We start from the raw sequence: 20,737 nt of genomic DNA, 5'->3' as shown, positions 1-20,737 counted from the left end.
ACTTAAAAACTTTCCCAATTATCATCGGTGCCATGGTGGTTTGCCTTTATTGTCGGTGTTTTAATCGCTTCTTTTTCTGGCGATTTTGCTGAGAATGTAGGCAGTTTCGTTGGGGATGGTTTTTCATGTTCAACTTTAAATGTATTGACGATGATATCTAACATGCTGGCTTGTTCACTTAATGTGGCAGAAGCCGCAGTTGATTGTTCAACCATAGCCGCATTTTGTTGAGTTGCTTTATCCATCTCATTAACAGCAAGGCTAATTTGTGCAATACCACGAGTTTGTTCTTCTGATGCAGATAGAATTTCTTTCATTGAACCTGAAACGTGATTAACGGATGTTACAATTTCACCCATTGATAAACTGACTTGTTCAACAAGATCATTACCTTGTCTTACTCGTAAAATTGTGGATTCAATAAGCTCTTTGATTTCTTTAGCAGCTTCTGCACTTCGTTGTGCCAAGTTGCGCACTTCACTTGCTACCACAGAAAATCCTCGACCTTGCTCGCCAGCTCTTGCTGCTTCAACGGCTGCGTTAAGGGCTAAGATATTTGTTTGGAATGCAATATCATCAATAACAGCCGTAATTTCACCAATCTTTTGTGAGCGATCGGCAATATCTGTCATTGTCATAACCATCTTATTACTGTGTTCGCCACCTTGAACGGCAATATCTGCAGTACTCATCACCAACTCTGTGACTTCACGAGCGCTCTCTGTGTTATTGCGAATGGTTGCGGTCATTTGCTCCATACTGGATGCTGTTTCTTCTAGTGCGCTAGCTTGTTCTTCAGTTCGGCTTGATAAGTCATTATTGCCTGCAGCAATCTCTTGTACACCTGTATAAATAGCTGCACTACTATTTCGGATAGAGCTTACCATCTCTTTTAATTGTGCGCGCATTTGCTGTAATCCCAGCATTAGCTGGTCTATTTCAGTATTACCTGAAATGTCACTGTCTACACGACTGACTAAATCACCTTTAGCAATTGTTTCTTGATAGGTGATCATTTGATTAATACGAGCAATGATGTATTTACGTATCCAAATAAGCACTAGCGTGGTGAAAATAAGGAAAATACCCATAAAGGTAGACGCTATCCACAGCATACTGTAGTAGTTCTTTTCCGCTTCGGTCACTGAGGGATTAACCACTTCATCTGTAATAAAGTCTGTGGCTTCATACAGTGAGTTAGTAAAGTTAGTATTCGCTGGGCTTTTTAAGATCAATCGAACAGCATTAGTATTTCGCTCACTTAAATATTGTGCCAATAAATCAAGATCAGCTCGGCTTTTTTGATAAAGCTGTTTGATCTGAGCCATACGTTGCTGATCGAAACCTGTTTGAGCAGATAGCTCAACATACTCATTCATCAAAGCATCAACTTGTGCTTTACGTGCTGGCATAGTTTGCATAAATGCGGTGATGTTTGCATCTTCTGCTTGAGGGTTTGATATATAGCTAAATGCTTGCGCAATAATATCTGTACGTAATGTATTCAACTCCGCATAAGTATTATCCATTGTACGTAGTTGGTCGAAACTGTATGAGATTTGCTTGAGTTTATTTTGAGTCTGGTAGGCATCGTGAATGCTTTGTACTCCAGAAATGATCTGAATAATACAAAACAGAGTCAGGACACACATTAAACCTTGAGAGATTTTAATTCGTTTTAACATAACCCTACCTATTAGCTTTGCCTTTTCGTCGATAAGTGGGAGGTCCACTTAGCAGAATGATTAATTCGGCTGGAATGTTAGAAACTTTAGTGCGAAAGGATTTATTTCTCTTACTTTATATGAATAGTCAGAAAATAAACGTTAGACTGTTATTTTTACTGGGATATTGTCAGATAGGGAGAGATTATATTTTGTGTAAATAGTGCTACTGTAAAATGATATAAATCCTCTAAGTAAAATGAATTGTATAAATTTTAAGAATGAATGATGGGATAAAAATAAAGGAACTATTTCACTTAAAACAGTTCCTTTTTTAATGAATGATAGGTTATTACTGAGAGTCAAATGTATTTGTCATCTCTTCCAATGTTTCTTGTAATTCCATCCATTCCATTTCAACTTCTTCAAGTGCTGACTTTGCGATACCTTGTCGGCTTAAACAATCTGAAAGCTCATTTTTACGGCTGATATCGTAAATGCCACTGTCAGAGAGTGCTGTTTCAATGAGAGTAAGCTCTTGGCTGAGTTTATCCATTTTACTTTCTAAGGTAGTCAGTTTTTTACGTAGCGGTTGAGTTTGCTGTCTAAACTCTGCTTCTTTACGTTTTTGTTCTTTTTTGTCTTGCGCACTTAAATTTGTTGTCGTGGTATTATCTTTGTCTTGCTGATTTTTATTGGCCTGTGTTTCTTGGCGGTTTTGATCAACTAACCATTGTTGATAATCATCCAGATCGCCATCAAAAGGCTCAACTTGACCATCGTGAACAAGATAGAGGTCGTCAGTGGTTGAACGCAGTAAATGCCTATCATGCGATACCACAACAATTGCACCTTCAAAACTAATTAACGCTTGAGTCAACGCTTGACGCATATCTAAATCGAGGTGGTTAGTTGGTTCATCCATTAACAGCAAATTAGGGCGTTGCCAGACTAAAAGAGATAACACTAAACGAGCTTTTTCACCGCCAGAAAATTGACCACACGCATCAGTCACCTTATCGCCATGAAAGCCAAAACCTCCAAGATAGTCACGTAATTTTTGTTCAGTCTCTTTAGGAGCCAAGCGCGTTAGATGTTGTAGTGCAGACTCATCGGAGCGTAGAAACTCTAATTGATGCTGTGCAAAGTAACCCAATTTAATGCCTTTTGAGAGAGACATTTTTCCTTGTAATGGCTCAAGCTCTCCTGCAAGTAATTTGATTAGAGTTGATTTACCTGCACCATTTCGTCCTAATAACCCAATACGTGATCCAGGGATTAAATTTAGCTTAATATCATTAAGAATAATTTTTTCGCCATAACCAGCACTGACTTTTTCCATCGATAGCAGTGGATTAGGCAAACTCTCTGGTTGGCGGAAACTAAATTGGAATGGGTTATCAGAATGAGCTGGAGCAACGCGCTCCATTCGCTCAAGCATTTTCACGCGGCTTTGTGCTTGTTTTGCTTTAGTGGCTTTCGCTTTAAATCTATCGATAAAACTTTGTAAGTGTGCAATTTTTGATTGTTGGTTTTCAAACAAGGCTTGTTGCTGAGCGAGTTTTGTTGCTCGTTGCATTTCAAACGAAGAGTAGTTACCTGAATATTCGAAGATTTTTTCTTGTTCGATATGCAAGATTTTATCCACGATCGGATCAAGGAAATCACGGTCATGGGAAATCAAAATTAAGGTGCCAGTATAGCTTTTTAGCCATTTTTCAAGCCAAATAACAGCATCTAAATCTAAGTGGTTGGTAGGCTCATCGAGTAATAGTAAATCAGAGCGACAAATTAGCGCTTGTGCCAAGTTTAAACGCATTCTCCAACCACCTGAGAATGATTTTACAGGCTCGTTTAGTTGTTGTTGGCTAAAACCAAGGCCATTTAGTAAGGTTGCCGCACGAGATTGAATTGTCCATGCATTAATTGCATCTAATTGCCCGTGAATAAGTGCAATTGCGTGACCATCATTTATCTCGTTGGCTTTTTGTAATCGTTGTTCTAACTGGCGATATTCTCTATCACCATCAATAACATAATCAATTGCTGGTACATCAAGTGCAGGTGTTTCTTGGTTAACCCACGCCATAGCCCAAGTACTGGGAAAGGTGACATTCCCCGCTTCCGCTTGAAGCTCACCTTTTAATAAAGAAAGCAATGTGGTTTTACCACAACCATTTTTGCCGACTAGACCAATTTTTTGCCCTGGATTAATGGTTGCACTGGCATTATCCAGTAACACTCTGACGCCACGGCGAATTTGCAAAGAAGAAAAAACAATCATAAATATCGTCTATTAAGAGTATGTAAATTAATATATAGAGTAAGTTGTTCGTAACAGTTGGTCACAATGCGTGCATGGTAACGGAAAAAATGGTTTCTGACACGTTTTGTAAGGAGGAATGATGTCAAACGCATCAAATGTATTACTGGTGTATGTTCATCCCGAGCCGCGCCAATCCATTGCTAATAAAGCATTAATCAAGGCGGTGAGGGATCTAGAGAATATAACTATTCATGATTTATATGCTACTTATCCTGATTTTTTTATTGATATACACCATGAGCAATCTTTGTTGTGCAAACATCAAGTGATCATTTTTCAATTTCCATTACAAACATATAGTTGCCCAGCGTTATTAAAAGAGTGGCAAGACAGGGTACTAACACGTCCTTTTGCAAATGAAAGTGGACGGTCACATTTAAAAGGGAAAGCATTCCGCTGTGTTGTGACCACAGGTGAACCTGAATATGCTTACCAACATAATGGAAAAAATCACTACACACTCACAGAATTATTACGTCCTTTTGAATTAATGGCAGAAATGTGTGGTATGCGTTGGTTATCACCCATGATTGTGTATTCAGCAAGGCAACAGTCTAAAACGACATTGACACATATTGGAGAAGCTTATCGACATTGGTTAAGTGCACCACTTGAAGGGGAGCATGTCTAATGGAAGATAACTGGATGATTAAAGCGGTTCTCTTTTTCCTTTGTGCTGCGGTGATCATGGTGCCGATTGCACAACGCCTTAAAATTGGTGCCGTACTGGGTTACTTAATTGCGGGTATTGCCATTGGGCCTTGGGGGTTAGGGCTGTTTAAAGATGTCGATAACATCTTACATTTTGCTGAACTTGGTGTGGTCTTTTTGATGTTTATTATTGGATTGGAGCTAAATCCAGCCAAGTTGTGGGAATTAAGACGCGCTATTTTTGGTGTCGGTTCAATGCAGGTGGTTTTTACTGCTTCTATTTTCTCAGGACTTATTCTCGTTTTAACCTCTTTTTCATGGCAGGCCGCCGTTATTGGCGGATTAGGTATTGCGATGTCTTCAACGGCTATGGCATTACAGCTTATGAGTGAAAAAGGGATGAATCATAATGAAGGCGGGCAGTTAGGTTTTGCAGTTCTGTTATTCCAAGATATGGCAGTGATCCCTATTCTCGCCGTTATTCCGCTACTTGCAGGGGAAACGGCTAGCAGTGATTGGTATCGTATTGGATTAAAAGTTGCCTCTTTTGCTGCGTTATTGGTTTGTGGGCGTTATTTATTACGTCCTCTGTTTCGTTTAGTTGTCAAATCAGGTGTAAGAGAAGTCTTTACTGCTGCCGCGTTATTAGTGGTGCTAGGTGCGGCTATTTTTATGGAAACACTCGGTTTTTCAATGGCAATGGGAACCTTTATTGCGGGCGTATTATTAGCTGATACAGAATATCGGCATGAATTAGAAATTTCCATTGAGCCTTTTAAGGGCTTGTTACTGGGCCTCTTTTTTATTTCTGTCGGCATGTCTTTAGATATAGGCATCTTATGGCGCTATTTACCTGAGGTTTTACTGGGTGTGCTTATTCTAGTCATTGTTAAAGCACTGATACTTTATGGTATTGCATGGTTAGCTGGATTACGCTTTTCTACACGTTTACAGTTTTCATCAGTATTAAGTCAAGGTGGTGAGTTTGCGTTTGTTGTTTTTTCAACATCAATGGCAATGGGCGTATTAGATAGTCAGCAAATGGCATTATTGCTGGTGGTTGTCACGCTTTCTATGATGACAACGCCACTTGTGATGCAAATGACAGACGCTGTATTATCTCGCCGTTATAATGAGCCTAAAACAGATGAACAGCCTTTTGTTGAAAACAATCATCCAGAAGTCATTCTTGTTGGTTTTGGTCGAATGGGACAGGTTGTAGGGCGCTTATTGATGGCTAACAAGATTAACGTCACTGTCTTAGAGCATGATGTGGGAAGTTTAAACACCATGCGTAAATATGGTTATAAAGTTTATTATGGTGATGCTACTGATCTCAATTTATTACGAGCGGCGGGTGCGGAACACGCAAAAACGATTGTAATCACTAGTAATGAACCTGAAGCGACGATGGAAATTGTTCACCTCTGTCAGCGACACTTCCCTAATTTGCATATTATTTCCAGAGCAAGAGGGCGTGTTGAGGCTCATGAATTACTTAAAGCAGGTGTAACAGATTTTAGCAGAGAAACATTTTCTAGTGCTTTAGAACTAGGGCGTAAGACATTAATTGAATTAGGTATGCATCCTCATCAAGCTTATCGAGCACAACAGCATTTTCGTCGTTTGGATATGCAATTGCTTAGAAAGCTGATGGATGAATCACCTGAAGAAGTTTCCAATGTTTCTCGTGTAAAAGAAGCAAGGCGAGAGCTTGAAGAACTTTTTAGTGAAGAAATTCGTCAAGAACATCACCAACCGGATATTTGGGATGAATCTTTAACAGAGGATATTCCTCAAATAAGTAAAGAAAAAAGATCTATTGATAAACAGGAGAACTGACCCCATGTCTGCAACCCGTAAACGCTTTATCGCTGGTGCTGTGTGTCCACACTGTCAAGCTCAAGACACACTCAAAATGTGGCGCGAAGATAAAGTTGATATTGTGGAATGTGCTCAATGTGGCCATCAGCAACGGCAAACAGAGGATGAAGTTAATTCACTTGTTCGTGAAAATGAACAGGTCATCGGGATCTTTACACCACAATAATTGTAGGTTTTTTTGATATAACCCGATACAGAAGATTTATTTTTCGTTACAATCGGGAAAATTTTGCCCACGGGTATGTAGGAGATGTCATGAAAGTAGCAAACGACTTGGTAGTTAGTCTGGCTTATCAAGTAAGATCAGAAGACGGTGTTTTAGTTGATGAGTCCACGGTGAGCGCGCCGTTAGACTATCTGCATGGCCGTGGTTCTTTAATCAGTGGTTTAGAAAATGCATTAACAGGTCGCGAAGTCGGTGAGAAATTCGACGTAGAAGTGGCTTCTGATGATGCTTATGGCCAATACGATGAAAACTTAGTTCAACGCGTACCAAAAGATGTTTTTGTTGGTGTTGATGAGTTAGAAGTTGGCATGCGTTTTCTTGCTGATACCGATCAAGGTCCAGTACCAGTAGAAATTACAGGTATTGAAGGTGACGAAGTTATCGTTGATGGTAACCACATGTTAGCAGGCCAAAACCTGAAATTTCATGTTGAAATCGTTGCAATTCGTGAAGCGACTGAAGAAGAATTAGCTCACGGTCACGTACACGGTGAAGAAGAAGAGCACGAATGTTGTGGTGGCCACGGTCACGGTGAAGAAGGCGGATGCTGTGGCGGTGGTCATGGTCATGGCCATTCTCACGGTGAAGAAGGTGGATGCTGTGGTGGCGAAGGTCATGGTCACGGTGGTCACGGCCACGGTCATGGCGGTTGCGGTTGCCAACACTAATCTTTCTTTAGAAAGATCAAAAGGAGCGTTTAAGCGCTCCTTTTTTTGTTTTTTCTGATTACGCTAAAAAGAAAATTATCACTTAATAGTGTGGGGGCGGTGTTTCATCTTCAGGTCTTGCAAGTATTGAGGATTGAGATGTTTTTAAGCGTTCAGTGACAATTTTTAATGCTTCTTTAAAACGACTAATTTCAATTTGTTGCTGTGTGACCACCTGATTTAACTCTTCAATAGTCGCATCTTGGAAAGCAACTTTGCTTTCTAATTGTATGAGCAATTGCTCTACTTCCTTAATATCCATTGTGTTTTTCCTCCTTTAAAATGTCGAATTACGACGAATGAGACTAACGAAATCGTGAAATTTAATCTTATTTACTGATATATACACAGGAAGACATAAATCTGGTTTGAGATAAAAGACTATTTTGTTAATGTGATAACACTCTGTGCTGACAAAAATCCTAACATTAACTGTTAAGAGTGTCGGCAAATTTTTTAAATTCATATAAAATTGCTACCTGCGGATAGATCTTACTCTAAATATTTCGAGGTGCAGCTAAGCGACAAGTGAATGGGTCATTAGACGCATATATAACTTGAAGTATGGCGAGTTCATACCGCAATGACAGCAAGATGTGATGCAAAACGTTTCAGTGAAGATCTATGATCTTCGTTTGTAAAACGTAGCGACTCACTAACATATACTGGAGAATGGGATGAAATCTTTATTAAAAACGACGTTGCTGGCAACAAGTTTAGCTTTCGCATTCAGCGCACCTCAAGCATTCGCTGAAGAAACTGCTAAAGTGCCAACATTAAATAGCGCATTTAAAACTCAAAATGAGCAAAATGCCTATGCGTTAGGCGCGTCGATGGGTCGCTACATGGAAGCTGCATTACAAGAGCAAAAAAATATTGGTATTACTTTAGATTCTAAACAACTGCTGGCAGGTGTTCAGGATGCATTTAACAGTAAATCAAAATTATCAGATGCTGAGATTGAATTAACCTTAGCGGCTTTTGAAGATCAAGTTCGTACAGCTGCTACAGCGAAAATGGAAAAAGAAGCAACAGAAAATAAAACAGCAGGTGATAAATTCCGTACAGAATTTGCTGCTGAAAAAGGTGTAGTTAAAACAAAATCAGGTTTACTGTATTTAGTTGAAAACCCTGGTAAAGGTAAAACACCAACAGATGCTGATCGCGTTACTGTACACTACAAAGGTATGTTAATTGATGGCAAACAATTTGATAGCTCTTATGATCGTAATGAGCCTCTGACAATTAGCCTAAAAAGTGTTATTCCAGGCTGGACTGAAGGCATGAAATACATCAAAGAAGGCGGTAAAATCAAGTTAGTTATTCCACCAGAATTAGGCTATGGCCAACGCGCAACAAGTGGTATTCCAGCGAACTCAACATTAGTATTTGAAGTTGAATTACTGAGTGTTGAAAGCGATAAGTAATTCACTTATCACGAAAGAAAAAATGCTGACATTGATGTCAGCATTTTTATTTCTATTAAGAAGTTCATTAATATACATAGCTTACGAATGGATAATATTAATCTACCTGTTCTTCAACAAGAATAGCTTTTGGTTTTTTAAAGACAAATAGCAAGCCCACAATGATTGCGCCCATCCCAGCTAAGCTGAGTAAAGACATTTTATTACCCAAGAAGATGTAATCCATTAATGCTGTCACTCCCGGTACTAAATAAAATAAGCTAGTCACGTTAACTAAATTACCCGTTGTGAGTAAGCGATATAACAGTAACTGAGCGACAACAGAAATGATAATAGCCAACCAAAGAACAGGAATGATAAAGCCAATATCGAATGAAGCATCAAAAGGTTGAAATGGCACAAATAACAAACACAGTACCAGACTAACAACATATTGCAGAGGCAAAGCATCCATTGGTGCTAATTGTAATTTTTTTTGTGAAATCGCACCAAAGCTCATACAAAGCAGTGCAACTAACGCATAAATCATCCCTGTCAATGAGAGGGCTGTATTAAATAAACTTTGGGCAACCACTAACACTAATCCAGCCAAAGCGATTAAAAGCCCTAATAGTCGTGTTGCTGTAAAATTACGTTCTATTATCCATAATGTGATAATCGGCTGAACACCCATAATTGTGGCCAACATTCCTGGTGTAATGCTATTAGCGAGTGCTAAAAGATAACAAATAGAATAACCACCAATAATTAATAAACCCACCCACGCTGTTTTTAAGCGACTTCCTTTCGGTGGCAAAAAGCGATGGCGCTGAATACACAAAAAAGAAAGAAATGCCAAAGCGATAATAAAACGCCAAGTCAAAATAGCAAATGAGCTACCATTATCTAATCCCCAGCGAGAAAAGATAGCACCGCTACTCCATAATAAAACAAATAATGTCGTTGGGCCGAATTTCGCCCAATATTGACGTAAATACATGATGATACACCTGTAAAATGAGCAGTAAGATAGCTTGATTATTTTTAGTCATGGTTGGCGATTGATAAAACATCAATAAATAAACGTAAATAACACATCAGGCTAGTCTGTTGGTTAAATACGCGATTAAGCCGATTAAATAGATCAAGCGATGTAAGTTGCAACAATAACCGTTGTATTGACTACAACCACTTTCACAGGTGGAGGTGGTGGAGAGAGAGTTTCAATAGGCATAGAAGCAACAGAAATTAGCCCCATTATTGATGAAGTTTGCTGACATTGGCATATCATCAGTGTATTCATGGGATTAATCACTCGTTAAAATAACAATAACTTGGAATATAGGTAATCTATCCAATAGTGTCAATCTTTATCCAGACCCCTGTTTAAAAATGGAATTTTCAAAAATATAGAGGGCGTTGATACAAAAAGATAAAGAAAAACGAAAAAAGCTGTGACCTATGACAAAGCTCTTATTCTAAGGCACTTGACGTAGATCTTTTGACGATCTAACGTCAGAATTGTGCCCTAATTCAGTTTTTATATTTAAAATTTTTTAATATTAAATTGATTCGCAGTGACGAATCGTTATAAAAAATAGAACCTCAAGTCATTATCATAATTAAAGCCTTTAAGGATTATATAATCAAATGTCTAGCCCGTTATTTAATGGTGACAGCAGCGAGTTTGAAAAACTAGATAGCCGACCTTTTACTCAAACTGATCACGAAATATTGAAGTCCTATGAAGCAGCCGTGGATGGTTTGGCTATGCTCATCGGCAACCATTGCGAAATCGTATTGCACTCTCTGGAAGATTTGAAATGTTCAGCGGTTAAAATCGCGAATGGAGAACATACTGGTCGTAAGATTGGTTCTCCAATTACCGATTTGGCATTACAAATGTTACATGATATCACAGATGAAGATTCAAGTTTTTCAAAGGCTTATTTTACTAGAGCGAAAAGTGGTGCATTGATGAAATCGATTACGATTGCGATTCGTAATCGTGAACGTCGAGTCATCGGTTTATTGTGTATTAATATGAACCTTGATGTTCCATTCTCTGAAATAATCAAAACCTTTATTCCTGAAGAAACGCATGAAGTTGCATCCGATGTTAACTTTGCCTCATCTGTTGATGATTTAGTGGCTCAAACATTAGAGTTCACCATTGAAGAAGTGAATAATGATCGTGAAGTAGCCAACAACGCAAAAAATAAACAAGTGGTGTTAAGTCTTTATGAAAAAGGTATTTTTGATATCAAAGACGCTATTAACCAAGTTGCTGATCGACTGAATATCTCAAAACATACTGTTTATCTCTATATTCGCCAGTTTAAAAATGGCGAGTAAGGCAACATTATGAGCTCTTTGACATATTGTTTAGTGGTAACAGGGCCTCATTATGGCACTGAACAATCTTCAAGTGCCTATTTATTCGCCAATGCCCTTCTTGAAAAAGGGCATCAAATCACGCAAATTTTCTTTTATCGGGAAGGGGTGGTAAATGCTAATAAATTGGTGTCACCCGCAAATGATGAATTCGATCTTCCCAAAGCGTGGATAGCATTGGCGAAAAAACACCAAATTCCTTTACATGTTTGTGTTGCAGCTGCGCTACGTCGAGGAATTATTGATGAGGATCAGGCAAAAGAGCAGGGAATTGATAATCATAATATGGCAACGGAATTTGAACTCAGTGGGTTGGGTTCGCTTGCTCAAGCGATGTTGACTTGTTCGCGTGTGGTGCAATTTTAATGAAAAAAATGAATTCAATCGCATTTCTTTTTACACAGGCACCGCACGGTAATAGTGCTGGACGAGAAGGTTTGGACGCTTTACTCGCAACCTCTGCGTTAACAGAAGATATTGGTGTTTTTTTTATCTCAGATGGTGTGTTTCAATTAGTTGAAAATCAACAGCCTGAGGGGGTGTTATCACGCCATCATGCGGCAACTTTTAAAGTGCTCCCCTTGTATGATGTGACAAATGTCTATATATCACACCAAGACGTGGCTCATCGTGGATTATCCTCTCAAACTTCTTTTGTGTTGGATGCACAAGTGATATCACATCAAGATATTGCTCAAAAATTGAGTGAATATGATGTGGTATTACGCTTTTAATACAGAAGTTAGGCAGGAAGGTTGAACGGTTATGTTGTATACTTATTCCGTCTCTATTTATCAAAGTGATTTAGAGGCTTTTTTATCTTTATTGACAAAAGAAGATGATGTTTTGTTAATACAAGATGGTGTGCTGGCAGTTCTTGAGGACAATCCTTTATTAAAATATTGTCTTCAACAGCAAATTTCAGTTTACGCATTAATTGATGATGTTTTAGCTAGAGGCTTAAAAGATCAAGTATCTCATCATATTAAACTCATCAGTTATGGTGATTTTGTCGATTTAACGGTAAAACACCCCCAACAAATTCATTGGGGAGCGTAGAATTGCTGTATAATTCTTGACACATGAGCCCGTCAGCAATAAAATTCTGCGTCCTCATGTTTTGTCTTGTTGACAAGACAGAGTTCAAATCCGTGTTTACGAAGCAAAAACCAGGAGCTTTTTTTAAATGGCAACTATTAACCAGCTGGTGCGCAAATCTCGTAGCTCGAAAGTTGTTAAAAGCAACGTTCCAGCTCTGGAAGCTTGCCCGCAAAAACGTGGCGTATGTACTCGTGTATATACTACCACTCCAAAAAAACCAAACTCAGCACTGCGTAAAGTATGTCGTGTGCGTTTGACTAACGGTTTCGAAGTTTCTTCCTACATCGGTGGTGAAGGCCACAACTTGCAGGAGCACTCCGTAATCTTAATCCGTGGTGGTCGTGTTAAAGACTTACCAGGTGTGCGTTACCACACTGTTCGCGGCGCGCTGGACTGTTCCGGTGTTAAAGACCGTAAACAAGCTCGTTCTAAGTACGGTGTGAAGAAGCCAAAGGCTTAATGGTTCTCCGTTAAGTAAGGCCAAACATTTTTTCACTATTAATGTCAAAATAAACTCATTGAGTTTTGGACAACCCTGAATTTAAACGGAGTATTTCCATGCCACGTCGTCGTGTAATTGGTCAACGTAAAATTCTGCCAGATCCTAAGTTCGGATCAGAACTGCTGGCCAAATTTGTAAACATTCTGATGGTAGACGGTAAAAAATCTACTGCAGAATCTATCGTATATAATGCGCTTGAGACCCTGGCTCAGCGTTCAGGCAAAACTGAACTGGAAGCGTTCGAAATCGCATTAGATAACGTACGTCCTACTGTGGAAGTTAAATCCCGCCGTGTTGGTGGTTCAACTTACCAAGTTCCAGTTGAAGTACGTCCAGTTCGTCGTAATGCATTAGCAATGCGTTGGATTGTTGAAGCTGCTCGTAAACGCGGTGATAAATCCATGGCTCTTCGCCTGGCAAATGAATTATCTGATGCGGCTGAAAACAAAGGCGCTGCTGTTAAGAAACGTGAAGACGTTCACCGTATGGCAGATGCAAACAAGGCGTTCGCACACTACCGTTGGTAATCCACGAAGTAGTTGTCGCAACTCTTTTCAGGACAGCTCTGCTGTCCTTTACCTGAATTGAACGCCCACGAGAGAGGAAAAAATGGCTCGTCAAACCCCCATAGCACGTTACCGTAATATCGGTATCAGTGCGCACATCGATGCCGGTAAAACCACTACAAGTGAACGTATTCTGTTTTATACCGGTGTAAACCATAAAATTGGTGAAACTCACGAAGGTTCAGCAACAATGGACTGGATGGAGCAGGAGCAGGAACGTGGTATTACTATCACATCCGCAGCAACTACTGCATTCTGGTCTGGTATGGCTAAACAGTTTGAGCCTCACCGTGTAAACATCATCGACACCCCAGGACACGTTGACTTCACAATCGAAGTAGAACGTTCTATGCGTGTTCTTGATGGCGCGGTTATGGTTTACTGTGCAGTTGGTGGTGTTCAGCCTCAGTCAGAAACAGTATGGCGCCAGGCTAACAAATATCATGTACCACGTATCGCGTTCGTTAACAAAATGGACCGTATGGGTGCAAACTTCCTGCGTGTTGTTGAACAAATCAAAACACGTCTGGCAGCAAACCCAGTTCCACTGCAAATTCCAGTAGGCGCTGAAGAACATTTCACCGGTGTTGTTGATTTAATTAAAATGAAATCAATCCGTTGGAATGAAGAAGACCAAGGTGTTACTTTCGAATACGAAGACATTCCTGCAAATCTGCAAGATTTAGCTGAAGAATGGCACAACAACCTAGTCGAATCAGCTGCTGAAGCATCAGAAGAACTGATGGACAAATATCTGGGCGGTGAAGAGCTGACAGAAGCAGAAATCAAAGCTGCTCTGCGTAAACGCGTTCTAGATAACGAAATTATCCTGGTTACCTGTGGTTCTGCATTTAAGAACAAAGGTGTTCAGGCAATGCTGGATGCGGTAATTGAATACCTGCCAGCGCCAACAGATGTCCCTGCTATCAACGGTATGTTACCAGATGGTAAAGATACTCCAGCAGAACGTCATTCAAGCGACGAAGAGCCATTCTCTGCACTGGCATTCAAAATCGCAACTGACCCATTTGTTGGTAACTTAACATTCTTCCGTGTGTACTCTGGTGTTGTAAACTCAGGTGACACAGTTCTGAACCCGGTTAAAGACAGAAAAGAACGTTTTGGCCGTATTGTTCAGATGCATGCTAACAAGCGTGAAGAAATTAAAGAAGTTCGTGCAGGCGACATCGCTGCTGCTATCGGTCTGAAAGACGTAACTACAGGTGATACTTTATGTGCAATTGATGCACCAATCATCTTAGAACGTATGGAATTCCCAGAGCCAGTAATTTCTGTTGCTATCGAACCTAAGACTAAAGTTGACCAAGAAAAAATGGGTATCGCTCTGAACCGTCTGGCTCAGGAAGATCCATCTTTCCGCGTATCAAGCGACGAAGAAACTGGTCAAACTATCATTGCTGGTATGGGTGAGCTGCACTTAGACGTGTTAGTTGACCGTATGCGTCGTGAATTTAAAGTTGAAGCGAACGTAGGTAAACCACAGGTTGCTTACCGTGAAACTATTCGTGATACAGTAACTGATATCGAAGGTAAGCACGCGAAACAATCTGGTGGTCGTGGTCAGTACGGTCATGTTGTTATCGACCTGTCTCCATTACCAGCAGGTGGTGAAGAGAACTACGTATTTATCAACGATATCGTTGGTGGTGTAATTCCTAAAGAATTCATCCCAGCTGTTGATAAAGGTATTCAAGAACAGCTGAAATCTGGTCCATTAGCAGGTTACCCTGTTGTGGATATTCAGGCTCGTTTACATTACGGTTCTTACCATGATGTTGACTCCTCAGAAATCGCGTTTAAAATTGCCGCATCAATGGCATTTAAAGACGGCTTCATGAAAGCTAAGCCAATTCTGCTTGAGCCAGTCATGAAAGTTGAGATTGAAACGCCAGAAGATTACATGGGCGACGTTATCGGTGACTTAAACCGTCGTCGTGGTATGGTTGAAGGTATGGACGATCTGCCTACCGGTAAGATCATCCGTGCTCAAGTACCACTGGCTGAAATGTTCGGTTATGCAACTGACCTGCGTTCACAAACTCAGGGTCGTGCTTCATACTCTATGGAGTTCTTGAAGTACAACGAAGCGCCTAGCAACGTCGCTCAGGCTATTATCGAAGCTCGTAAAGCGAAATAAGATCCTTTCGAGTTCAATTTAGTTTACGCTCCCTCTAATAAGAGGGAGCGATATTAAGGAATATAGTCGTGTCTAAAGAAAAATTTGAACGTTCCAAACCGCACGTTAACGTTGGTACTATCGGCCACGTTGACCACGGTAAAACAACTCTGACTGCTGCAATCACTACAGTTTTAGCTAAAACTTACGGTGGTGCTGCTCGTGCATTCGATCAAATCGATAACGCACCAGAAGAAAAAGCTCGTGGTATCACCATCTCTACTTCACACGTAGAATACGATACTCCAACTCGTCACTACGCACACGTAGACTGCCCAGGTCACGCCGACTATGTTAAAAACATGATCACTGGTGCTGCGCAAATGGACGGAGCTATCCTGGTAGTTGCTGCGACTGATGGCCCAATGCCACAAACTCGTGAGCACATCCTGTTAGGTCGTCAGGTTGGTGTTCCTTACATCATCGTATTCCTGAACAAATGTGACATGGTAGATGATGAAGAGTTACTGGAATTAGTAGAAATGGAAGTTCGTGAACTTCTGTCTCAATACGATTTCCCAGGTGACGACACTCCAGTAATCCGTGGTTCAGCGCTGAAAGCACTGGAAGGCGAAGCTGAGTGGGAAGCAAAAATTGTTGAATTAGCAGAAGCACTGGATTCATACATCCCAGAACCAGAGCGTGCAATTGACAAACCATTCCTGTTACCAATCGAAGACGTATTCTCAATCTCAGGCCGTGGTACAGTAGTAACTGGTCGTGTTGAGCGTGGTGTTGTTAAAGTTGGTGAAGAAGTTGAAATCGTTGGTATCAAACCAACAGTTAAAACAACTTGTACTGGCGTTGAAATGTTCCGTAAATTACTTGACGAAGGTCGTGCAGGTGAGAACGTAGGTGTTCTGCTGCGTGGTACTAAACGTGAAGAAATCGAACGTGGACAAGTACTGGCTAAACCAGGTTCAATCAAGCCACACACTAAATTCGAATCAGAAGTTTATATTCTGAGCAAAGATGAAGGTGGTCGTCATACTCCATTCTTCAAAGGCTACCGTCCACAGTTCTACTTCCGTACAACTGACGTAACTGGTACTATCGAATTACCAGAAGGCGTAGAAATGGTAATGCCAGGTGACAACATCAACATGATCGTTGAACTGATTCACCCAATCGCGATGGACGACGGTTTACGTTTCGCTATCCGTGAAGGTGGCCGTACAGTAGGTGCGGGCGTTGTTGCTAAAGTATTAGGTTAATTACTCGCGTAATTCTCCTAGAGAAGGGCATCAATTGATGCCCTTTTTATGCGTTGTTTGAAAAAGAACCTATCTCATCACTAGTTTGATGGAAATTATTGGTGAGATAGGCTCTGATACAACGAATCGAGTCCAGTATCTTGCAGATACGAATGTCATAGAGATATGACACTGTGTCAGATGCAATCATAGTTGATTTTATGGTTAGTCTGATTTGTTTTGCTCTTGCGAGGCAAGCTGGCTATTTATTTACATCATATGACAGGTTAATTTATGAGTGCGAATAGCGGAGCTCAAGATAGCAAACGCGGTGGTGATATCGCTAAGTGGATCATTACCGTTTTATTGCTGGCAGTAGCAGTGGGTGGCAACTATCTTTACCGTGAATTTAACCTAGCGTTACGAGCTTTAGCTGTTGTTGCTTTGTTCGTAGCAGCGGGTGGGATCGCGTTGTGGACAACACAAGGTAAAGCAACATTAGCATTTGCTCGCGAAGCGCGCATTGAAATGCGTAAAGTAGTATGGCCAACACGTCAAGAAACATTGCAAACAACCCTGATTGTTGCTGCAGTGACGGCTATTGTGTCATTAGTTCTTTGGGGACTGGATGGCATTCTGGTTCGTTTTGTTTCATTTATTACTGGCCTGTGAGGTGTTCATGACTGATTCTCCAAAAAAACGCTGGTATGTCATTCAGGCATTTTCGGGCTTTGAAGGCCGTGTTGCACAGTCTCTGCGTGAACATATCAAATTAAACGAAATGGAAGACTCATTCGGCGAAGTTATGGTTCCAACCGAAGAAGTGGTTGAGATCCGTAGCGGTCAACGTCGCAAAAGTGAGCGTAAATTTTTCCCAGGCTATGTTCTTGTCCAAATGGTCATGAATGATGCAACTTGGCACTTAGTACGTAATGTACCTCGTGTTATGGGATTCATTGGCGGAACGTCTGACAGACCTGCACCAATTAGCGATAAAGAAGTTGATGCGATTATGAATCGCTTACAACAAGTTGGTGATAAACCACGTCCTAAAACACTGTTTGAACCAGGTGAAATGGTTCGTGTTAGCGATGGTCCATTCGCTGACTTTAACGGTGTTGTTGAAGAAGTTGATTACGAAAAAAGCCGCTTAAAAGTCTCTGTATCAATCTTCGGTCGTGCAACACCAGTTGAGTTAGACTTTAGTCAGGTTGAAAAAGGTTAAACCTTTTTACGTTGCTTTCTTGCAAAAGGTGGAAAAGTTATCTACAATTTTCCACCTTTCGTTTTGAGTTGTTTTGCTATAAGGCAAAACAAAGTAAAATCGGGGAGCCCTAGCCGGGCGATATACCCAAATTGAGGAATTAATTAATGGCTAAGAAAGTCCAAGCCTATATCAAACTGCAAGTTTCTGCAGGTATGGCTAATCCAAGTCCACCAGTTGGTCCAGCTCTGGGTCAACAAGGTGTTAACATCATGGAATTCTGTAAAGCATTCAACGCTAAAACTGAAAGCGTAGAAAAAGGTTTACCAATTCCTGTTGTTATTACAGTTTATGCTGACCGTTCTTTCACTTTCGTTACCAAAACTCCTCCAGCAGCAGTTCTGCTGAAGAAAGCTGCGGGCGTGAAATCAGGTTCTGGCAAACCGAACAAAGAGAAAGTAGGTAAAATTACTTCTGCTCAAGTTCGTGAAATCGCAGAAACTAAAGCTGCGGACCTGACTGGTGCTGACGTTGAAGCTATGATGCGTTCAATCGAAGGTACTGCTCGTTCCATGGGCCTGGTAGTGGAGGATTAATCTGATGGCTAAACTAACCAAGCGCATGCGCAATATCCGTGAGAAAGTTGAAGTAACTAAACAGTACGAAATTACTGAAGCTGTTGCTTTACTGAAAGAACTGGCTACTGCTAAATTCGTTGAAAGCGTTGACGTTGCTGTTAACCTTGGCATCGATGCACGTAAATCAGATCAAAACGTTCGTGGTGCAACTGTACTTCCACACGGTACTGGCCGTTCAGTTCGCGTTGCTGTATTCGCACAAGGTGCAAATGCAGAAGCTGCTAAAGAAGCAGGCGCTGAATTAGTCGGTATGGACGACTTAGCTGCTAAAGTTAAAGCTGGCGAAATGGACTTCGACGTTGTTATCGCATCTCCAGATGCAATGCGCGTTGTAGGTCAATTAGGTCAAATCCTTGGCCCACGTGGCTTAATGCCAAACCCGAAAGTGGGTACTGTAACTCCTAACGTTGCTGAAGCAGTTAAAAATGCTAAAGCTGGTCAGGTTCGTTACCGTAACGACAAAAATGGTATTATCCATACCACTATCGGTAAAGTTGATTTCAACGAAGCTCAGTTGAAAGAAAACTTAGAAGCTCTGCTGGTTGCTCTGAAAAAAGCAAAACCATCAGCAGCGAAAGGCGTTTATATCAAGAAAGTAAGCCTGTCTACCACTATGGGTGCAGGTGTTGCTATTGATCAAGCTAGCTTGAGCGCGACAGTTTAATCTTAGATTAGACTAAAGTCATAAAAGACTTTACCTTGGCGTCAAATTTGTATAGAATTTGACGCCTTGAGTTTAGCTATGTGGTATTTTATTTAAGTCTGCATAACTAAATTCTCTGAATTTCGGTTGGAGTCTGGCCTATCCAGACCCCGTCCAAGACCGCAGGTGTAAGTAATTACTTAATTTTCCTGCGTAGACGGTGAGAGAGCCAATAAAGAATTATATATTCTGGATTCTACTCACCGTGTTTTAGCGCTTATACCATTGTGGTCATAAGTGATGTGAGTCCCGAGTTTTTACTCGGTTAATCCAGGAGCAAGAAGCTAATGGCACTAAATCTTCAAGACAAACAAGCGATTGTTGCTGAAGTCAGCGAAGTTGCCAAAGGTGCGCTTTCTGCAGTTGTTGCGGATTCCCGTGGCGTTACTGTAGCTAAAATGACCGAACTGCGTAAAGCATGTCGTGAAGCTGGCGTTACTGTACGTGTAGTACGTAACACACTTCTGCGTCGTGCTGTTGAAGGTACTTCTTATGAAGTACTGAAAGATGCATTTGTTGGTCCAACCTTGATTGCATTTTCTGCTGAACATCCGGGCGCTGCAGCTCGTCTGTTCAAAGAATTCGCGAAAGCGAACCCAGCATTCGAGATTAAAGCGGCTGCCTTTGAAGGTGAGTTTATCCCAGGTTCGAACATCGATCGTCTGGCTACACTCCCAACTTACGATGAAGCAATCGCACGCCTGATGGCAACCATGAAAGAAGCCTCTGCAGGCAAATTGGTTCGCACTCTGGCTGCTCTGCGCGATCAGAAAGAAGCTGCTTAATAGCCAATTTCTTCGTTGCTTTATTTACGTATAAACTTTTTCTGAATTTTAGGAACACTTGTTATGTCTATTTCTAAAGACGATATCTTAAACGCAGTTGCTGAAATGTCTGTAATGGACGTTGTTGAACTGATCTCTATGATGGAAGAAAAATTCGGTGTATCTGCTGCTGCAGCTGTTGCTGTTGCTGCGGGTCCAGCAGAAGCTGCTGAAGAGAAAACTGAATTTGACGTTATCCTGAAAGCTATCGGCGGTAACAAAGTAGCAGTAATCAAAGCAGTACGTGGCGCTACCGGTCTTGGCCTGAAAGAAGCTAAAGACTTAGTAGAATCTGCACCAGCAGCTCTGAAAGAAGGCGTAAGCAAAGATGATGCTGAAGCTCTGAAGAAAGCTCTGGAAGAAGCAGGCGCTGAGGTTGAAGTTAAATAATTTAACTTCCCAGAGTGCAGCCTAACGGCTGATGGCTGGTGATTTTTTGGTCACCAGCCTTTTTGCGCTGTAAGGTAAGAGTCACTTTTTCACACTTTTTTGGTGTCTCATTACTTCAATATTTTTTGCTATTGACGACTTAATATACTGTGTTAATCACT

General features: G+C 40.8%; 24 protein-coding genes. 19 read left to right on the top strand and 5 right to left on the bottom strand.

Annotated features, from left to right (window positions below; genetic code table 11):
* Positions 1-2: 2 nt before the first annotated feature.
* Together LG402_RS19085 and LG402_RS19080 are read right to left on the bottom strand one after the other, a co-directional pair.
* Positions 3-1,685, bottom strand: a complete 1,683-nt coding sequence (locus LG402_RS19085) for a methyl-accepting chemotaxis protein (RefSeq protein WP_166539086.1) — start codon at positions 1,683-1,685, stop codon at positions 3-5.
* A gap of 331 nt (positions 1,686-2,016) precedes the next feature.
* Positions 2,017-3,948, bottom strand: coding sequence for an ABC transporter ATP-binding protein (locus tag LG402_RS19080; protein ID WP_166539085.1), 1,932 nt, complete (start codon positions 3,946-3,948; stop codon positions 2,017-2,019).
* 121 nt (positions 3,949-4,069) lie between these two features.
* On the opposite strand from LG402_RS19080, the gene kefG reads away from it, so the two are divergent.
* The 4 genes from kefG to slyD all read left to right on the top strand — a co-directional run bounded on the left by kefG (position 4,070) and on the right by slyD (position 7,419).
* The gene (gene kefG / locus LG402_RS19075) at positions 4,070-4,621 is read left to right on the top strand and encodes a glutathione-regulated potassium-efflux system ancillary protein KefG (protein ID WP_210813579.1); all 552 of its coding nucleotides are present in this window, start codon (positions 4,070-4,072) and stop codon (positions 4,619-4,621) included.
* The gene (gene kefB, locus LG402_RS19070; RefSeq protein WP_227336134.1) at positions 4,621-6,483 is read left to right on the top strand and encodes a glutathione-regulated potassium-efflux system protein KefB; all 1,863 of its coding nucleotides are present in this window, start codon (positions 4,621-4,623) and stop codon (positions 6,481-6,483) included. Before kefG ends, kefB begins: the two co-directional genes overlap by 1 nt.
* 4 nt (positions 6,484-6,487) lie before the next feature.
* Positions 6,488-6,691: a YheV family putative zinc ribbon protein gene (locus tag LG402_RS19065; RefSeq protein WP_109408917.1), complete on the top strand. Its 204-nt coding sequence runs from the start codon at positions 6,488-6,490 to the stop codon at positions 6,689-6,691.
* 89 nt (positions 6,692-6,780) lie between these two features.
* Positions 6,781-7,419 carry a peptidylprolyl isomerase gene (slyD, locus tag LG402_RS19060; protein WP_072068764.1) on the top strand — a complete coding sequence of 213 codons (639 nt, stop codon included), beginning with the start codon at positions 6,781-6,783 and terminating at the stop codon, positions 7,417-7,419.
* Positions 7,420-7,501: 82 nt separating this feature from the next.
* Here slyD and LG402_RS19055 read toward each other — a convergent pair whose 3' ends face one another.
* Positions 7,502-7,720: a SlyX family protein gene (locus tag LG402_RS19055; RefSeq protein WP_166539082.1), complete on the bottom strand. Its 219-nt coding sequence runs from the start codon at positions 7,718-7,720 to the stop codon at positions 7,502-7,504.
* A 415-nt stretch (positions 7,721-8,135) separates the two neighbouring features.
* Between LG402_RS19055 and fkpA the strand changes: the two genes are divergently transcribed.
* Positions 8,136-8,885: an FKBP-type peptidyl-prolyl cis-trans isomerase gene (fkpA, locus tag LG402_RS19050; protein ID WP_109408915.1), complete on the top strand. Its 750-nt coding sequence runs from the start codon at positions 8,136-8,138 to the stop codon at positions 8,883-8,885.
* 97 nt (positions 8,886-8,982) lie between these two features.
* Here the strand turns inward: fkpA and LG402_RS19045 are convergent, their stop codons facing one another.
* A complete protein-coding gene (locus LG402_RS19045; RefSeq protein ID WP_166539081.1) occupies positions 8,983-9,864 on the bottom strand; it encodes a DMT family transporter in 882 nt (293 codons plus the stop codon).
* 144 nt (positions 9,865-10,008) lie between these two features.
* Entirely contained in the window at positions 10,009-10,167 is a 159-nt protein-coding gene (locus LG402_RS19040) for a hypothetical protein (RefSeq protein WP_166539080.1), read from the bottom strand.
* Positions 10,168-10,514: 347 nt separating this feature from the next.
* Here LG402_RS19040 and LG402_RS19035 point away from each other — a divergent pair, with 347 nt between their 5' ends.
* The 14 genes from LG402_RS19035 to rplL all read left to right on the top strand — a co-directional run bounded on the left by LG402_RS19035 (position 10,515) and on the right by rplL (position 20,576).
* Positions 10,515-11,219, top strand: coding sequence for a transcriptional regulator (locus LG402_RS19035; RefSeq protein WP_023583301.1), 705 nt, complete (start codon positions 10,515-10,517; stop codon positions 11,217-11,219).
* 9 nt (positions 11,220-11,228) lie between these two features.
* Positions 11,229-11,624 (top strand): sulfurtransferase complex subunit TusD, encoded by a 396-nt coding sequence (gene tusD, locus LG402_RS19030; protein ID WP_227336133.1) that lies wholly within the window; start codon positions 11,229-11,231, stop codon positions 11,622-11,624.
* A complete protein-coding gene (gene tusC, locus LG402_RS19025; protein WP_109408912.1) occupies positions 11,624-11,992 on the top strand; it encodes a sulfurtransferase complex subunit TusC in 369 nt (122 codons plus the stop codon). The genes tusD and tusC overlap by 1 nt, the downstream gene beginning before the upstream one ends.
* Positions 11,993-12,023: 31 nt before the next feature.
* On the top strand, positions 12,024-12,317 hold the full coding sequence (gene tusB, locus LG402_RS19020; protein WP_100159732.1) for a sulfurtransferase complex subunit TusB: 294 nt from the start codon (positions 12,024-12,026) through the stop codon (positions 12,315-12,317).
* Positions 12,318-12,444: 127 nt separating this feature from the next.
* The gene (gene rpsL / locus LG402_RS19015) at positions 12,445-12,819 is read left to right on the top strand and encodes a 30S ribosomal protein S12 (RefSeq protein ID WP_004236497.1); all 375 of its coding nucleotides are present in this window, start codon (positions 12,445-12,447) and stop codon (positions 12,817-12,819) included.
* A 98-nt stretch (positions 12,820-12,917) separates the two neighbouring features.
* Positions 12,918-13,388, top strand: coding sequence for a 30S ribosomal protein S7 (gene rpsG, locus LG402_RS19010; protein WP_004246897.1), 471 nt, complete (start codon positions 12,918-12,920; stop codon positions 13,386-13,388).
* Positions 13,389-13,470: 82 nt separating this feature from the next.
* A complete protein-coding gene (fusA, locus tag LG402_RS19005; protein ID WP_166539078.1) occupies positions 13,471-15,585 on the top strand; it encodes an elongation factor G in 2,115 nt (704 codons plus the stop codon).
* A 68-nt stretch (positions 15,586-15,653) separates the two neighbouring features.
* The gene (gene tuf, locus LG402_RS19000; RefSeq protein ID WP_088494064.1) at positions 15,654-16,838 is read left to right on the top strand and encodes an elongation factor Tu; all 1,185 of its coding nucleotides are present in this window, start codon (positions 15,654-15,656) and stop codon (positions 16,836-16,838) included.
* A gap of 273 nt (positions 16,839-17,111) precedes the next feature.
* Positions 17,112-17,489: a preprotein translocase subunit SecE gene (secE, locus tag LG402_RS18995; protein ID WP_023583091.1), complete on the top strand. Its 378-nt coding sequence runs from the start codon at positions 17,112-17,114 to the stop codon at positions 17,487-17,489.
* A gap of 7 nt (positions 17,490-17,496) precedes the next feature.
* Positions 17,497-18,042, top strand: coding sequence for a transcription termination/antitermination protein NusG (gene nusG / locus LG402_RS18990; protein ID WP_004246900.1), 546 nt, complete (start codon positions 17,497-17,499; stop codon positions 18,040-18,042).
* Between the two features lie 146 nt (positions 18,043-18,188).
* Entirely contained in the window at positions 18,189-18,617 is a 429-nt protein-coding gene (gene rplK, locus LG402_RS18985; protein ID WP_088494387.1) for a 50S ribosomal protein L11, read from the top strand.
* Positions 18,618-18,621: 4 nt separating this feature from the next.
* On the top strand, positions 18,622-19,323 hold the full coding sequence (gene rplA, locus LG402_RS18980) for a 50S ribosomal protein L1 (protein WP_072064767.1): 702 nt from the start codon (positions 18,622-18,624) through the stop codon (positions 19,321-19,323).
* Positions 19,324-19,649: 326 nt separating this feature from the next.
* Entirely contained in the window at positions 19,650-20,147 is a 498-nt protein-coding gene (gene rplJ / locus LG402_RS18975) for a 50S ribosomal protein L10 (RefSeq protein WP_088494388.1), read from the top strand.
* A gap of 63 nt (positions 20,148-20,210) precedes the next feature.
* Positions 20,211-20,576 carry a 50S ribosomal protein L7/L12 gene (gene rplL / locus LG402_RS18970; RefSeq protein ID WP_023583093.1) on the top strand — a complete coding sequence of 122 codons (366 nt, stop codon included), beginning with the start codon at positions 20,211-20,213 and terminating at the stop codon, positions 20,574-20,576.
* Positions 20,577-20,737 lie beyond the last annotated feature (161 nt).

Source organism: Proteus sp. NMG38-2, assembly GCF_020640995.1.
Taxonomy (GTDB): domain Bacteria; phylum Pseudomonadota; class Gammaproteobacteria; order Enterobacterales; family Enterobacteriaceae; genus Proteus.
The sequence above is the reverse complement of the archived record's forward strand: the minus strand, read 5'-3'. Positions and strand labels throughout refer to the sequence as shown.